Origin of the sequence: Shewanella sp. MF08487 (genome assembly GCF_050848685.1) — a bacterium.
Lineage (GTDB): Bacteria > Pseudomonadota > Gammaproteobacteria > Enterobacterales > Shewanellaceae > Shewanella > Shewanella glacialipiscicola.
In genome coordinates this window covers 125,342-142,160 of record NZ_JBOZPB010000005.1, presented here as the reverse complement: position 1 = coordinate 142,160, position 16,819 = coordinate 125,342, and the positions used below count along the sequence as shown (strand labels likewise).

Genomic DNA, 16,819 nt, shown 5'->3' with positions numbered 1-16,819 from the left:
GAAGCTGATTTATCCCACAAAAAAGCCCAGCACTGAGGCTGGGCAAATTATTGCAACTTACAAGCTAGGGCTTATACGTGGCTGACGAGCACCATACGGATAGCATCGAGTTGTAACTGGCTGGCATCCAGATAAGTGTTTAACTCTTGCATCTGATTGCGCAGGTATTCCAATTCCTCCTCACGAATATTAGGGTTCACGGCTTTGAGTGACTCTAAACGGTCGAGCTCTGCGCTCAGTTGCTGAGTCATTTTTTCTCTCGCTTGAACAACCATTTCATTCACAACTACTTGAGCATATTCCTCACCCTTAGCAAACAGTGGGTGCAAAATAGGCTGAGAGGCGGTGACTAACTTGCCGCCGATATGACGATTGACCGCGCTCAGTTGTTTATCAAAACTGGCGTAATCCACTTTAGCTGACAGGTCGTTACCATTTTTATCCATCAACACGCGGATTGGGGTCGGTGGCAAATAACGGTACAACTGGCTCGATTTAGGTGCAGAAGCATCGGCCATGTAGATGAGTTCTAAGAACAAGGTGCCTGCTGGCAGGGCTTTATTCTTCAAAATGGCTACGCTGGTGGTACCCGTTTCTGAACCCGTGATCAAGTCGAGCCCAGTTTGCACCAATGGATGCTCTTGGGTTATCAACGCGATATCATCGCGGGACAAAGCGGTGTCGCGATCAAATGTTACTGTCATACCATCTTCAGGTAGGCCGGGATATGTCGGGAACATCATGTGCTCACTCGGGCGCAAAATGATCGAGTTTTCACCATTATCTTCTTGATCGACACCGATAATATCCCACAGACGGATAACGGAACCGATTAAATGGGTGTCACCATCGTTTTGGGCAAGACGGTTGACGATAGCCTGTGCCTTATCGCCGCCGTGTGAGTTGATTTCAAGCAGCTTGTCGCGGCCTTGCTCCATTGCGTGTTTAAGTTCTTTATAACGGCTCTGAGTATGATTGAGCAGGTTTGTTAGCTCGTCACTGTCATTGCCTATCAGAACATTTAATAGCTCTTCAGCAAATTCACGGTAAAGCACATGGCCACTCGGACAGGTGCGTTCGAAGGCATTAAGCCCTTGGTGATACCACTGCATCAAACGTTCTTGGGCTGTATCTTCAAGGTAAGGCAAATGAATTTGGATATCATTTTTCTGGCCGATACGATCTAAACGACCGATACGTTGTTCTAATAGATCAGGGTTTAGCGGCAGGTCGAACAGCACTAAGTGGCTGGCAAACTGGAAGTTACGTCCTTCTGAGCCAATTTCAGAGCAAATCAGCGCCTGTGCGCCGCCTTCCTCTTGGGCAAAGTAAGCACCGGCTTTATCGCGCTCAATAATCGACATGCCTTCGTGGAATACCGTTGCTTGAATCCCTTCGCGGGTACGCAATGCTTCTTCTAAGCTCAGCGCCGTTTCTGCTTGGCTAGCGATGATCAGCACTTTTTTGCTGCGGTGGGATTTTAAGAACTCGATTAACCAATCCACACGTGGATCGAACTTCCACCAACTGGCGCTATTATCTTCGAATTCTTGGTACAGTTTTTCAGGGCTTAGGGCTTGCGCCGCTTTGGCCTCTAAAGATTTATGTCCGCCCATCATGCCACTGACGCGTGCGGCAGTTTGATATTGATCTGGCATGGCATGGGGATAAGCGTTAAATAAACGCTGTGGGAAACCTTTTACCGAGGCGCGGCTGTTGCGGTATAACACGCGGCCAGTACCGTGACGGTCGAGTAATTGTTGCAGTAATTCGCTGCGGGCAGCCTGTTGTAATTCGGCATCAATACCGTCTGCTTGGATCAAGCGAATACTTGGATTGATGTCTTTTTCGGCGAGTAATTCGGTCAAGCTATTGATGGCGGCGTCGGATAATTTAGCGTTGCCAGCCAATGCTTCGGCGGCAATTGCCACGTCTTTATAGCTATCTTCTTCGGTTAAGAAGGCATCGTAATCGTAGAAACGATCTGGATCGAGCAGACGTAAACGAGCAAAGTGGCTCTCATGGCCAAGTTGATCCGGCGTCGCGGTTAACAGTAAAACGCCTGGGATCACTTCGCTTAGTGCTTCAACCACTTGATAAGCGCGGCTTGGTGCTTCTTCGGTCCACTCTAAGTGATGCGCTTCATCAACGACTAAAAGATCCCAATCGGCATCGAGGGCTTGGTCGAGGCGTTTTTTCTTACGCAGTAATTCCAGCGAACAAATGATGAGCTGTTCGGTGTAGAAAGGATTGTCATGATCGGCATAGGCTTCCACACAACGGTCTTCATCGAATACCGAAAAGCGCAGATTAAAGCGGCGTAGCATTTCCACTAACCACTGATGGCGCAGAGTATCGGGCACGATAATCAGGATGCGTTCGGCGCGACCTGTCAGCAGTTGTTGGTGAATAATCAGACCCGCTTCAATGGTTTTACCTAAACCCACTTCATCGGCTAACAGTACCCGCGGCGCATAGCGACGACCGACTTCATGGGCAATCCACATTTGATGCGGAATAAGTCCAACGCGTGGACCTTGCAGGCCAAGTAAATCCGATGAGGCCAATTTGTGGCGCAACATTTGGCACTGATAACGCACACCAAAACGGTCGAGGCGATCAATTTGGCCAGCAAATAAACGATCTTGAGGTTTATTGAAACGAATATTGTGGTTCAGCAGAGTTTCACGCAGAGTAACTTGCTCGCCAGTTTCACTGTGAATACCGTGATAGAGCACTATCCCGTCTTTTTCAGTCAATTCACTGACGACAAGACTCCAGCCTTCATGGCTTTCAACCGAATCGCCGGGATTGTATATAACGCGTGTCAGAGGGGCTTCTGCGCGGGAGAACATGCGGTTCTCACCCGTGGCAGGGAATAATACTGTGACCATACGGCCTTCTACCTGAACCACAGTTCCTAAACCAAGCTCTGACTCGGTATCACTTATCCAACGTTGACCTAAGGCGAACGGCATCTTAAATTCTCATTTCTAGGCGGACTCTAACAAAGGGCGCGTATGTTATACCAATACTCGTGATATTTAAATCGCCCAATCACTTGTTAGAACCTAATTCCCACTGTGATAGATTACAAATTGTACAAGCGACAAAGTTGTGGTGCAAGTTGAGGATATTGTCATGCTAGCGTCATATTTGCGGCGATACACTGCCTTGAGCTGCAGGCAAATAAAGGTGGTTATATTGTTATTGAGTCACTTTGGTGCCAATATCAATATAAGGTTTTGGGCGCTAAATAACCGCTATCAAATTGAACCTTATTGTTATTTTTACCTTATGTTTAGCCAGTTATTGCGGCCGTGTGACTTTTATTGAGATTCAAAAGTTTGTTTAAACTTTACTGAAGCACTCAGGAGGCGCCATGGAACAAAACGACAGAAAGTTGTTTGTACTGGATACCAATGTGTTACTACATGAACCTTTGGCGATCTATTCATTTAAAGAGCACGATGTCGTCATTCCGATGACAGTGCTAGAAGAATTAGACCAGATTAAAGACAGAAAAAGTGATGTGAGCCGCGACGCTCGAGTGGCTATCAGGGCATTGGAGGATACCCTTGGCGGTGAAACCACCCCAGAGCAGATTATCAATGGGGTTCCCTTACCGAGTCGTGAAAGCCATGCCGATGCTATCGGTTCGCTGTCTATCTTCCCCGACCACCTTGTTAGCTTCACCCTCGGCGCCTTGCCAGGTGACGGTAACGATAACCGCATTATCAATACTGTTTTACACCTGCAAAACCTACATCATCCTCGCATTGTTGTTTTAGTCACTAAAGATATCAATATGCGCCTTAAAGCCAAAGGTGCCGGTGTTCAATTGGTTGAAGATTATCGAACCGATCAACTGATTGATGATATTCGTTTCCTCAGTAAAGGTTTTTACCAGTTTGAGGGCAATTTTTGGGAGCACTTGAATAAGGTTTCTACCGAGCGTCAGGGGCGGCACACAGTGCATGAAGTGCCGCTTACCGATCTTGAAAATGATCAGTTTTATATTAACCAATACCTTATCGATACCGAGTCAGATTTTTGCGGTCGAGTGATTGAACGCACTGACACCCACCTGCATATTTTAGATCTAGGCCGCGATCGGATAAACAATCTTGAGGCATGGGGGATTAAGCCTAAAAACGTCTATCAAGGTATGGCATTGCAAGCGCTGCTCGATCCCGATATCGATCTGGTGATCTTAACCGGCCCTGCCGGTTGCGGTAAAACCTTGCTCGCCATGGCGGCGGCGCTTGAGTTGGTGGTTGAGCGTAATCGCTACGATAAAGTGATCGTGACCCGTAACACACCTGAAATTGCCGAATCTATCGGTTTTTTACCCGGCACCGAAGAGGAGAAAATGATGCCTTGGCTGGCCGCTATTACTGATACGCTTGAAGTGCTGCACAAGAATGATGTCAATCCCACGGGCAGCATGAATTATATTATGGAAAAAGCCAACGTCCAGTTTAAGTCGATTAACTTTATGCGTGGGCGCTCAATCCAAAACTCGATAGTGTTACTGGATGAATGTCAAAACCTCACCGCTTCGCAGCTTAAAACTATGATCACCCGTATGGGCGAGGGCACAAAACTGATTTGTTGCGGTAACTTAGCGCAAATTGACTCTAACTATTTAACTGCTGTCACCTCAGGATTAACTTATATTGTTGAGCGTTTTAAAGACTTTGAAGGCAGTGCCAACGTGTATTTGAACGGTGTGGTACGTTCACGCTTAGCCGAATATGCTGAAGAGCATCTCTAGCGCGGGTGAGTTTTGTTTTGAGTAAACAATCAGGCCTCAGATATTGAGGCCTGATGTTTATTATGAGCAGATTTTTAATTGACTTATCAGTGGTATGAGTAGCCTTTATCGGGCAATTATTTTATGTGATTGACCGTTCCTTCCTGCTACTATAGGTGCTGATAGTTTTTGCCGTCGATGGCTTAAATTAAGCGCTGCAATCAAGGGTAGTGGATGAAATCGAGTGAGCCGGATCTCCAACTAAAATCGCCGATCCAGAAAAATTACAACCGTGCTGTTTTTTATACGTACATTGGCGTTATCGTCATGTCTTTGTTGACCGCGTGGATGTTTTTTGACCGCCAGAAAGCCCAGCAAATGGAGCAGCGTGAAGAACAAGTACAGCGACATGTACTGCAAATCGATTTGTTACTTGAATCAAGTATTCGGGCAGTAAAAAGCTTACGTGATGTTGCGGTAGATCATCTGCGTTTAGGTGAGCTCGTGCGTAAAGAACGCTTACCCCAATACGGTAAATTCAATGAAAGTGGCCAATATTTTACCTTAGAACCTCGCTATGCCCAGAGCGGTAAACCTTTTACTAACATGGGACGGATCACCGGTGCCGGTTCCCTTGATGGCCGCAGTGATGGGTTTTATCAAGAACTCGAGATGTTATTTGAGTTGTCCCTGTCGTTCCCTGTCGCGAAGGAAGCCGCCCCAAAAGCCTCGGCAATTTATTATCTGTCTAAACGTAGGATCATGTCCTATTTCCCCTGGTCTGATGAAGATATACGTTTCAGGGATGAATACCTCAACAAGAAGCAGTTCCAATACGCCACCCCAGCAATGAACCCGCAGCGCAGCGTTTTTTGGAGCGAAGCCTATGTTGACTCCACCGGCAAAGGGTTGCTGACCACGCTAGGTGTGCCCATTTATTTAGAAGATGACTTTATTGGTTCAATCAATTTAGACATGACGTTGGCCTCCTTAGCGCGGCAAATTCGAGTTTACTTTAAGATGCCGGGTACAGTGATTTTACTCGACCAACAGAATAATATTTTATCCCACAGCGATTTTGATATTTCCGACATTAATCGGGTTTATCACATTAGTCAGCGCATCCCGTCTGAACTGCATTCGTTGCCAGAATCTGAATTGTTCGATGCCCACGACGGCATTATTCGTAATGGCTATTACATCCACTCGGTTGCCCTGCATAACGCACCTTGGCGTTTACTGTATTTACAGGATGAAGATGATTTATTCCAAGATTCTTGGGAGAAATTACAGTTGACGTTTATCTTGGTGGTGATAGCGCTATCTGTGTTAGTCACCATAGTGCATTGGCAGACTCGTCGCTCCTTTGTGAGTCCAGCATCACGCTTGTTATCGCACCTTGAAGGTTGTTCGCAAGAGCCACGCAAACCTCCCGAAAAAATCACTCGCGGCTGGGAGCCTTGGTTCTTGTTAGTGAGTCGGATTTTTGAGGAAAACAAGCAATATACCCACCATTTAGCCGAGCAAAATAAGCGGCTTGATAAGTTAGTGGCACGGCGAACTGAACGCTTAAAAGACACCACTGAACGGCGTGAACGCGAATATGCACTGTTGAGATCCTTACTCGATGCGATCCCTGAAGCCATTGTCTTTAAAGATAAAGAAGGCAACTATTTAGGTTGTAACAAAGCCGCTGAGCGGATGTTAGGTTATACCGAGAGCGAGATGATTGGTTTGTCGTCAGACGATTTAACCTCACCGGAAATGGGTATACGTATCCGCGCCGAAGATAAACAAGTATTAAAAGATCGTGTGCCGTTGCGCTACCAAGAAAAAATAGAACTCGCTGGTAAACCGTTGTTACTGGACACACTAAAGCTACCTTTCTATAACCGCCGTGGCGAGCTGTTGGGGTTGATTGCGGTATGGCGTGATGTCACCCGTGAATATGAAGCGGCCGAGCAGTTACGATTATCGGAAGAGCGTTACCACTTAGCCATGGATGCGGTAGAAGATGGCCTGTGGGATTGGTATTTAGACTCAGAACAAATTATTTGTAATCCTGCTTACTATTCTATGTTGGGTTATCAAACCAATGAGTTTCCGGCCTTATTATCGGCAATTGATCAGTTAACTCATCCTGACGATCGTATTCGAGTGGAGGAATATCGGCGCGAGTATTTGCAAAATCCTATTGATGCCTACGAGATCGAGTTTCGGTTATTAGCAAAAACCGGTAGCTACCATTGGGTACTTTGTCGTGGCCGAGTGGTGGAGTTTACCAGCGATGGTCAGCCCAAGCGTATGCTGGGTACTCACAAGGATATTACCCGCCATAAGAGCAACGAAGTGGCACTATTGGAAGCCAAGCAAGACGCTGAATTAGCTAACCTATATAAGAGTGAGTTCTTGGCGAATATGAGCCATGAAATCCGCACGCCTATGAACGCTATTATCGGTATGTTGCAGTTGGCGCAACGTACCGCGTTAACAGCACAGCAGAAGGATTACCTTGAAAAAGCCGGTTTCTCGGCCCAATCGTTACTGCGGATCATCAATGATATTCTCGATTTTTCTAAAATCGAAGCGGGTAAATTAGAGCTTGAATTAGTGCCATTCCCGTTAGACAAAGTGCTCGATCATGCACTGGATCTTAATGCGCTCAAAGCGCAGGAGCAAGGTGTTGAGTTACTGCTCTATGCGCCTGTCACCTCGGGGTTAATCCTCAAAGGTGACCCTCTGCGTTTAGGGCAAATCCTGATTAATCTCTTATCGAATGCGGTAAAGTTTACGCAATCGGGTGAGGTTGAGCTGGGGTGTGAAGATGTGGGCGAGCGTGACCATCGTATTACGCTCAAGTTCTGGGTACGTGATACGGGGATTGGGATTGATAAAGATCAGCAAGAAAAGTTATTTGATGCTTTTGCCCAAGCCGATGGTTCGACGACGCGTAAATACGGTGGCACAGGCTTAGGCTTGTCTATCAGTAAGCATCTGGTTTCTATGATGGGCGGCAAAATGCAAGTGCAGAGTGAGCTTGGGGTAGGTAGTACCTTCAGCTTTACCATTAGCTTTGAAATTGCTGAAGAAGCGACAATCGAGCCTTTCGTCGTACCCGAAAAACTGAACAATTTACGTACGTTAGTGGTTGATGATAATCCGACCGCGTTACAGATTTATTCAACCTTGATGCGGGATTTACATTTTGATGTCGATACCGCCACTAGCGGCGCTGAAGCCTTGGATAAACTGTCGCATGCGCCTATCGATTTAATCTTACTCGATTGGATGATGCCGGAAATGGATGGCTGTGATGTGGTTAGCGCCATCGATACTATGTTGGCAGAAGGCCTTTTAGCGAAACGGCCAGTCATTATCATGATGACGGCCTATGCGGCAGAACCTTTGCAGGATCAAGTGGATAATGCCAAGGTGTTTACGGTACTGCAAAAACCTTTTAAAGCCTCAAGCTTGTTCGATGAAATCATCGCCGCTTTTACTGACGAGCCGAAATTGAATCTGCCGCCGCCCGCAGATGTCACCGTGACAGAAGAAGGTGAGTACGCAGGATTAGTGCTGTTGGTGGAGGATAACTTTATTAACCAGCAAGTTGCGACAGAGCTTCTCAAAAGTGCCGGTTATGAAGTGGTGTTGGCTGGTAATGGCCAAGTTGCATTGGATATTGTCGATTCACGTCCGTTTGATGCAGTATTGATGGATATCCAAATGCCAGTGATGGATGGGCTTACTGCGGCCAGAGCTCTGCGCGAGCGTTTTAGTACCGATGAGCTGCCTATTATTGCCATGACCGCCCATGCCATGTCGGGCGACAGGGAAAAGAGTTTAGCTGCGGGGATGAACGCTCATATAACCAAGCCGATAGTGCTCAACGAATTATTTGAAACATTAAATCACTGGATTACACATAAAAATCAGCATCAGAATCGTTAAATTTTTTGCTCGGGGCCAGTGATGGCCCCGCGTTATTCCAATTGATATTCATGAATAACGCAGCTAGCCGTATTAGGAGAAAAGATGAAACCTCAAAGTGTAGCCTTAGCCATCGCGTTGTTAGGATTTCCCGCCGTTACTTTGGCCGCTATTGCGCCTAGCACTAAAATCATTCAGCAGAGCCAAGAAGTTAAAGGGTTTGTTAATCTCTATTACGAGCCGTCTCAAGGAGAGTTATACCTTGAGGTTAATCGCTTAAATCAACCCTTTTTACTCGTCACTAGCCTGCCACAAGGTGTGGGTTCAAACGACATTGGCCTTGATCGTGGTCAACTTGGGCAAACTCGTATGGTGCAGTTTGAGCGCCAAGGCCCCTATATTGTTCTCAAGCAACTGAATAGCCAATATCGCGCTAATACTCTTGATGCTGCCGAGCAAAGAGCCGTTGCAGAAGCCTTTGCTGATTCTGTTTTATGGCAAGGCAAGGTCGTTGAGGGGAAGTCTGTACTGGTTGCGATTAACGATCTGGTGCTCAGCGATTTACACGGTGTATCCTCCGTATTACAACAAACTGGGCAGGGGGATTATCAGTTTGATTTGGGCCGTTCGGTCATCTTACCAACAGGGATTAAATCCTTTGCAAAAAATGCCGACGTAGATGTTCAGCTCACCTTTAAAGCCGATGTTGCTGGGGAGCAAGTGGCGCAGGTAACACCCGATGGCAGGTTGATGTCCGTGCGGATGCGCTATTCTTTTATTGAGCTTCCCGATGCGGGTTATCAGGCTCGGGCATATCATCCTATGAGCGGCTATCTATCCGATGAGTATCGCGATTACGCCACGCATTTTGATCAACCTTTAGTGCAGCGTTTTATCCTGCGCCACCGTTTACAGAAAGTGCATCCTGGCCCAGCGCCAAGCGAGGTGGTTAAACCTATTACCTATTATCTCGATCCTGGTGTGCCTGAACCTATTCGTTCGGCATTGCTCGATGGTGCGCGCTGGTGGGAGAGTGCTTTTACTCGTGCAGGATTTATCAACGGCTTCAAAGTGGAATTATTACCTAAAGATGCCGACCCACAGGATATTCGTTACAACATGATCCAATGGGTGCATAGGGCAACGCGGGGCTGGTCCTATGGCGCGGCGTTAACTGATCCGCGCACCGGTGAAATCATCAAAGGCCAAGTGACGCTCGGCAGCTTGCGTGTACGTCAGGATTACTTAATTGCCAAAGGGTTAACAGCTGGCTGGCAGGATAGAATCGCAGCCGATAAAGCGGCAACAGCACTTTCTCTCGCGCGCATTCGCCAACTCGCGGCCCATGAGGTTGGTCATACTTTGGGGCTTGACCATAATTTTGCGGCTTCGAGTAATCAAGATGCTTCTGTGATGGATTATCCCCATCCTAAAATCCAGCTTAAGGGTGACGATATTGATATTTCAGCACCTTACTCCACTGGCGTCGGCCTTTGGGATGATTTTGCTATCGCTTATGGTTATAGCGATGCGGGTGATGCACGCGCTCAACAAACACTACAAACTGAGTTGTTAGCCGATGTGGCGAAACGGGGCTTACGTTATATCGGCGAGGCTGACTCCCGGCAAAAGGATGCCAGTCAAGCTTATGCCAGTTTGTGGGACAGTGGTGATGATGCGATAACCCAACTGACTAAACTCGATAATATTCGTACTAAGGCGATTGCAGGGTTCTCTAGTGCCGCATTATTGCCCCATGAGCCACTTGGGGAGTTAGCCGATGCCTTTGCACCGATTTATTTACTCACGCGCTATCAAATCGATGCGGTTGCTAAGTTTATTGGCGGGACTGACTATAACTACCAATCTATTGGTGAGGGGAGCCGCTGGAGTTATATTGCACCGCCGTTGCAGCTAGCGGGATTAGATGCTTTGCTTAAAACCTTAGATGCGGCGAATTTAACGGTACCGCAAACTTTGCTAGATAATTTAGTGCCAAAGGCGGGAAATTATCATGCTACGCGTGAATCCTTTGATTCTGGTTTAGGAACGGTTACCGATCCTTTAGGCATGGCAGAAGTGTTTAGTCGTTATACCGTTAGTCTACTATTGACGCCTAAGCGTTTGAACCGTGTTGGCCAAGCAGCCATGGCGGATAACGAGCAGTTATCTGTGACGACCTTACTCGATAAGTTATTTGCAGCGACCTTATATCAAGAGGGTAAGCTTGGTCTGGTTGAGGGTGTGTGGATGCGAGTCAATGCCGTAGTGGTTGATGAAGTCCTTGCTGCGCTACACGATAAGAATACGTCACCTGAGGTCAGGGCGGTTATTTACGACCGTATTCAATTTGTGATTAAGCAACTAAAGGCGAGAGCAAACCGTGCCAATGTCAGTCTTGCGGCGCATTATAATGGGCTGCAACTGGGGTTAGCGGCGGGATTAACCGATGCTCAGTTTAAGCTTATTCCTAATCCATTAATCTTACCGCCAGGATCGCCGATTTAAGCTGACAATATTGAGCTATTTGCTGAATGGGGCATCTTAAGATGGTTTAGACATTGGCGCCCTAGGCGCCTATTTCTTTTGGATTTTTCGGATAAAAGTGATCGGCTTTACGCTCTAGATGAGTAAAGCGGCGGGTGTTTTTGTAGGGCAGTTTCATAAAGCCCGATACGCCGTGACCTTGGATTTTTCCGACATGATGCAAGATGCGATCGAGACTGGCGCGAAACGCCGCCTGCTTACGCGGATTGAGCAGCTTCAAGTAACTGTGAATTTTTAAGTGATTCGGCAGTGCCTCAAAAATGATGCAGCCTGTGTGGTGAATTTGGTTGATGCGGGCTAATTCTTCCATGATTTCATGGGGTAATTCGAGGTTTTCATCGGGATCTTTACCGTCTTCGAAGTATGAGTGTAAGCGCGATTTGTCTTCTAAAGTGGGTACGTCGCCCACTTCAAAGGGTAATTGCAGCGCGGCGCTGGCGCTAAAGGGCTCACTGGTATCGGTACGCTCGATGTGTAACGTGTCTTTGGCGTTAAAAAAACAGGCCTTAAACACCCCGATACGTTTAATTCCCCGCGCGAGATCCACCATATTGTTGACCGCGATGATTAACGCACCTTTTTGATTCGCATCGTAAATCGCAAGATTGGAGTCGATAAATACCCCAGTTGTTTGCCAATGAATTGCAAGCCCACCCACGATGGGATACTGCGCTAACCTGCCCACCGCTGCGATAAAGCCTTTTTCGGTATCGCCCATGCCCGCGAGGAAGTTACGGTAGTATTTCTCGAGCTGAATATCATCCATCTTAGCGATGGGATCTTGGGCGTTGTGTTCCTTTAAAAAGGATTTACGCGAACTGTAGCTGACAGTTTCAACATCTTTATCGCGGGATTGTACCCAAACAGGAATTTCACCCTGTAAATCAGCTTTGGGCAGCGTGGGTAAATGTAATCTGTGGCTGTGGCGCATGCTTTTTAAAAAGTAATCACCGGCAATATTACGTTGCTCAGGATCTGTACTGAGCATGCCTTCTAAGGTGCGGGCTAATTCTATGGGTAAACCAATACTAGTGGGCGAGATCACCTGCGCGCCAAAACGGCTGGCTTGTCCTGAGGCAAGGGAATACAGAGTCGCGGCAACACCTTGCTCGTCAAAACGTGGACTGGAGAGTGCACCGTTAAGTTGCTCTTCGCCAATAAAGTACACATCACCCATGCGCGCATTAGTATGCTGTTGATCGCTCGACATTAATGCCATTACATTGTCTTCAACGGGGTTGTTATGCTCATCCCGCTGCGCAAAGACAGCAGAGCCCCAATCGATTAACGATAAATGCTGCTGTTCAATATCGAAAACCAGATTCGAGGGTTTTATATCGCCGTGCACTAAAGGTTTACCCGTACGCAGGTAATACAAAATATCGGCAAGCTGGCGGGCAATATTCATGATCATTGCAGTAGGTAGTGCGCCCATTTTGCGGCATAGTTGGTCGAGATCCTCCCCCTTAGCACGCTCCATCACTAATATGCCCTGTTTGCCAACACGTTCAAATTTAATCGCGCCAGGCACATTAGGGTGCTTTAGCAATGACAACATAAAGGCTTCTTCTTCGAGCCGGTCTTGAACATGTTGCGGTAGCGTTATCCGTGAAAACTTAAAAACATGGGCATCGCCCGCTTGATTGATGCCCGCAAACACAAAACCGTAGGCACCTTTGCCGATTAATTCAATCTCGACATAACCGAGTTTACTCAGTTGCTGTTTACACAGACGGATCCACGCCTTGTGCTTACGGGCATCATTGGCCTTGAGCAGGTAAATGGATTGCTCTTCGGAAATATAAAAATGCTGCAGCTGAGGTGTTTGCAAATAGTGCTCCTTGTTTTGTTCATTTAACCAGTAAGAGGGGGAGATAATCAAATCAAGGGTGAGTTTTAGTTAAGAATTTTTAATCGCTTTAAGACTTAGGTTTCATCGTGTCTTACCTATACGATCATTTCGTCACTGACTTTGACTTACATCAAGTTAAATCTTCACGACTATAGGTAGTCTTTGGATATCGAACAGGATAAGTATTTGTTAATTAACCGACAGAAAAAGTGTAGCTAAGGAGGGCGTATGCCCACCCAATATAAAGCCTTGTTGATTGAGTTATTAGACTATCCGCGTAAGCGAATTTTACAGTCAATGGAAGTCACCCATTGTCCGCATGCGGTATTTTTTAATGATAGCGACGAACAATGTTTAACCTGCCATCAGGGGATGGAATGTATCTGGATGAACCAGAATGATGAGCTAGTGGACGTGAATGAAAAATCAGTCGCAGAGCTAAAACAGCAGCTATTAATAGCGGTGGATTTTATTGATTCATCTTTAAGTCCGCATCATCTATCACGTCGTCAATGTCAATGTGATAACTGCGTTTGGCTGCGTAAAGTGCAAGCTACGTTAGATCAGTAACTTAGTCTTTACATTGTTGCATCGGTCGAATCGCAAAGAGCTTTGCATCGACTTAAAAATGCCATTAAAGTAAGGGTCACTTTAGCGAATAGAGATAGACCATGGAACCCAGTTTTTGGCATGAAAAATGGAATCTGCAACATATAGGTTTTCATCAGCAAGACATCAATCCTTTCCTTGTCCAGTATTGGCAGGAACTCTCGCTGCCGGCGGATGCTCAAGTGTTTGTGCCCTTATGTGGCAAGTCGCTAGACATGTGCTTTTTAGCCGAGCAAGGGCATCAAGTGATTGGCTGTGAGCTAAATGAACTGGCTGTGCAGCAGTTTTTTACTGATAACCAGCTTGAGCTTACGCAAACGGCAGTTGGTGAACACCAACATTATCAAACTGAGCAGATCAGCGTGTATCAAGGTGACATTTTCACTTTGCCTAAAACTATCACACAAGAGGTGACGGCTTTTTATGATCGTGCTGCTCTCATTGCTTGGCCAGAAAACATGCGCGTGCATTATGCTAAGCAGTTGGCAAATTTATTACCATGCGGCAGCATAGGTTTATTAGTAACCTTAGATTATCCACAAGCAGCCTTAAATGGTCCGCCGTTTGCAGTATCGCCGACTTGGGTTGAACAGCATCTGAGTGATGACTTTGATATCGAGGTGTTAGCATCACAAGATGTGTTAGCGGAAAATCCTCGATTTACGAAAAAAGCAGTACCTTGGCTAAATGAGGCCGCTTATTTGTTGAAGCGTAAATAATGACTTTTATCCTATAGCTGCAGTGAAATATCCCCATTGAATTTATGCTAGATAATCTAGGTTGGTGGGGATTATTATTTTGTATCAGCAGGTTAAGTTTTATGGTCTTTGTCGGCTATCAGTGTCCCATTTTATCTTTAGGATTGAATGCAATATAGAACTATTGGGAAGCGAAAATACGGGAGGCGAATAAGAATATCAGGGTGAGGGAGCAGATGATAACTTTACGATTAGCTTTAACGTAACTTATGTCGTCTGTGCAAGCGTTTGTTTTTCGCTAATGTATGTTTTGGCCATAGGTAGCTAGTGCCTTAACTATCAATTTTATTTACAATTTTTAGGCGACTTCGTAGTAATTAGGCTCAAGTTCCAATTGATTCTGGATAATCTGCACCGCCATTCTGGCACACTTACCACATTGGTCGGCCACACCTAAGCGCTTTTTGACGTCAGCAAGCGAGCTATCGCCTTGGCTTACGGCATTTTTAATTTGTGTATCTGTGATCGCATGGCAAAGACAAACGTACATATAGTAGTCTCCAAAAGAATTGATCTAATTCTAAATGAAAACGCTTATCAAATGCAATCATGATTTTTGAGTGATTTTCATACATTAACGTTTTTGTTAAAGGGCGCACGTTTTTATCGTCTATCCTAGATGTGTTTTAGCATTACACTGCTAGGCAGTTTTAGAAGTAGGTTCAGGAATACAGAGTCAGGGTGATGATGCCTCACGGATGGATAACTCATGGATGAATAACGAAGAATTAATCAAAGATCCATAAGGTTTCATGAGAACAAATTTACCAGTTACACAGCGAGAATATGATTATCCAGCGGATTGGATTTTATTGTCGACCACGGATACTCAAAGTCATATTACCTACGTCAACCAATTCTTTTGTACCGTTGCCGGTTTTGAACTCGATGCCATGTTAGGCAAGCCTCACAACATGGTGCGTCATCCAGATATGCCTCCCCATGCGTTTGAAGATATGTGGCGCTGCATCAAAAAAGGTGAGCCTTGGAAAGGGATAGTGAAAAATCGTTGTGCCAATGGCGATCACTATTGGGTTGATGCCTATGTCTCCCCTATTTCAGTTAATGGCAAAGTCGTCGAGTTTCAATCTGTGCGCACTAAACCCACCCGCGAGCAGGTTAAGCGTGCAGAAACAGCTTATGCAGAGCTGAACAAAAAGGGCAGTGTTAGTGCGTTAAAACGTACCATGAGCATGCCTGTCAAATTGCAGTTACTCGCATTGGTTGCCATGCTACCTATGTTTTACCTTGCTCTGCAAATTGGCTTAATGGGCTTTATTGCCCTAGCGATAAGTGTCCTAGTATTGCTGGTGGGCGGTAATCTGGTGCTGAGTCGTTATTACGCGATAGTGGCTAAGGCAAAGCATATCTACGATAACCCCTTGATGGCGCATATTTACAGTGGAAGCTCTGATGATCTTGGCGCGATTGATTTGGCGCTCCAAATGCAGACCTCTGAGCTTAAGTCGATTCTTGGGCGTGCATCGGATTCCTGTTATAACGTGTCTGAACAGGCCAAAATATCTGCCGCCAAGGGTAAACAAATCCAGAGTACCAGTCAGGCTCAATTATCTGAAATAGAACAAGTTGCTACAGCGATGCAGGAAATGACCGCCACATTAGGCGATATGTCCTCCAATTGTGCCGATGCGGCGAGTACCACGCAAATGGCATCCGCTGAAACTATCAATGGTGATAAAACGGTGTCGAGTACTATTCGCTCGATTCAAGCGATGGCGGAGCAACTGCAACAAACGTCAAAGGTCATTACTGAGTTAGAGGCCCACAGTAAAGATATCGGCACTGTGCTCGATGTGATTCAGAGTATTGCGGGTCAGACGAATTTACTGGCATTGAATGCGGCAATTGAAGCGGCTCGAGCGGGTGAGCAAGGTCGTGGCTTCGCTGTCGTTGCCGACGAAGTACGGGCGCTGGCACAACGTACTCACGATGCCACCAAAGAAATCCACAGTATGATTAATCTGTTGCAGCAGGGGACGAATAAAGCTGTTATCAGCATGCAGCAAGGCGTGGTTGCCGCTTCCGAATGTATTTCAACGGCGGATTTAGCGGGTACAGCATTACGTACGATTCGTGAGGCCATTTGGACCATTACCGATATGACGCACCATATTGCCAGTGCGGTTGAAGAGCAATCGAGTGTGGCAAATGAGATGAATCGCAGCGTGGTTAATGTGTCGCAATTTACCCATTCTAGTCATCAACTCGGCAGTGAAATGGTCGGCTTGAATGACGAAGTGACTCGCGAGATGGATTCTCACTCGGTATTGGTCGATCAATTCTTAAAGCGTAGCTTTAGGGTTTAACTGCCTAAAATTTAATATAAAAAAGGCAATAGTCTGACTA

9 protein-coding genes are annotated in these 16,819 nt (G+C 46.2%); 6 read left to right on the top strand and 3 right to left on the bottom strand.

What is annotated here, in order from left to right; genetic code table 11:
• Nucleotides 1-71: 71 nt before the first annotated feature.
• Nucleotides 72-2,978, bottom strand: coding sequence for an RNA polymerase-associated protein RapA (gene rapA, locus ACRN9H_RS05490; RefSeq protein ID WP_432312799.1), 2,907 nt, complete (start codon nucleotides 2,976-2,978; stop codon nucleotides 72-74).
• A gap of 404 nt (nucleotides 2,979-3,382) precedes the next feature.
• On the opposite strand from rapA, the gene ACRN9H_RS05485 reads away from it, so the two are divergent.
• The 3 genes from ACRN9H_RS05485 (at nucleotide 3,383) to ACRN9H_RS05475 (ending at nucleotide 11,194) form a co-directional block, all read left to right on the top strand.
• Nucleotides 3,383-4,777 (top strand): PhoH family protein, encoded by a 1,395-nt coding sequence (locus tag ACRN9H_RS05485; RefSeq protein WP_432312797.1) that lies wholly within the window; start codon nucleotides 3,383-3,385, stop codon nucleotides 4,775-4,777.
• 213 nt (nucleotides 4,778-4,990) lie between these two features.
• Entirely contained in the window at nucleotides 4,991-8,707 is a 3,717-nt protein-coding gene (locus tag ACRN9H_RS05480; protein WP_432312795.1) for a response regulator, read from the top strand.
• 84 nt (nucleotides 8,708-8,791) lie between these two features.
• Nucleotides 8,792-11,194 (top strand): zinc-dependent metalloprotease, encoded by a 2,403-nt coding sequence (locus tag ACRN9H_RS05475; protein WP_432312794.1) that lies wholly within the window; start codon nucleotides 8,792-8,794, stop codon nucleotides 11,192-11,194.
• A 61-nt stretch (nucleotides 11,195-11,255) separates the two neighbouring features.
• On the opposite strand, the gene ACRN9H_RS05470 is transcribed toward ACRN9H_RS05475, so the two are convergent.
• On the bottom strand, nucleotides 11,256-13,064 hold the full coding sequence (locus ACRN9H_RS05470; protein ID WP_432312793.1) for a protein kinase domain-containing protein: 1,809 nt from the start codon (nucleotides 13,062-13,064) through the stop codon (nucleotides 11,256-11,258).
• Nucleotides 13,065-13,313: 249 nt separating this feature from the next.
• On the opposite strand from ACRN9H_RS05470, the gene ACRN9H_RS05465 reads away from it, so the two are divergent.
• Together ACRN9H_RS05465 and ACRN9H_RS05460 are read left to right on the top strand one after the other, a co-directional pair.
• Nucleotides 13,314-13,655 carry a hypothetical protein gene (locus ACRN9H_RS05465; protein WP_432312791.1) on the top strand — a complete coding sequence of 114 codons (342 nt, stop codon included), beginning with the start codon at nucleotides 13,314-13,316 and terminating at the stop codon, nucleotides 13,653-13,655.
• Nucleotides 13,656-13,756: 101 nt separating this feature from the next.
• Nucleotides 13,757-14,413, top strand: a complete 657-nt coding sequence (locus ACRN9H_RS05460; protein ID WP_432312790.1) for a thiopurine S-methyltransferase — start codon at nucleotides 13,757-13,759, stop codon at nucleotides 14,411-14,413.
• Between the two features lie 337 nt (nucleotides 14,414-14,750).
• Here the strand turns inward: ACRN9H_RS05460 and ACRN9H_RS05455 are convergent, their stop codons facing one another.
• Nucleotides 14,751-14,942 carry a bacterioferritin-associated ferredoxin gene (locus tag ACRN9H_RS05455; protein WP_076498521.1) on the bottom strand — a complete coding sequence of 64 codons (192 nt, stop codon included), beginning with the start codon at nucleotides 14,940-14,942 and terminating at the stop codon, nucleotides 14,751-14,753.
• A gap of 262 nt (nucleotides 14,943-15,204) precedes the next feature.
• Between ACRN9H_RS05455 and ACRN9H_RS05450 the strand changes: the two genes are divergently transcribed.
• Nucleotides 15,205-16,779: a methyl-accepting chemotaxis protein gene (locus ACRN9H_RS05450; protein WP_432312788.1), complete on the top strand. Its 1,575-nt coding sequence runs from the start codon at nucleotides 15,205-15,207 to the stop codon at nucleotides 16,777-16,779.
• The last annotated feature ends 40 nt before the right edge of the window (nucleotides 16,780-16,819 follow it).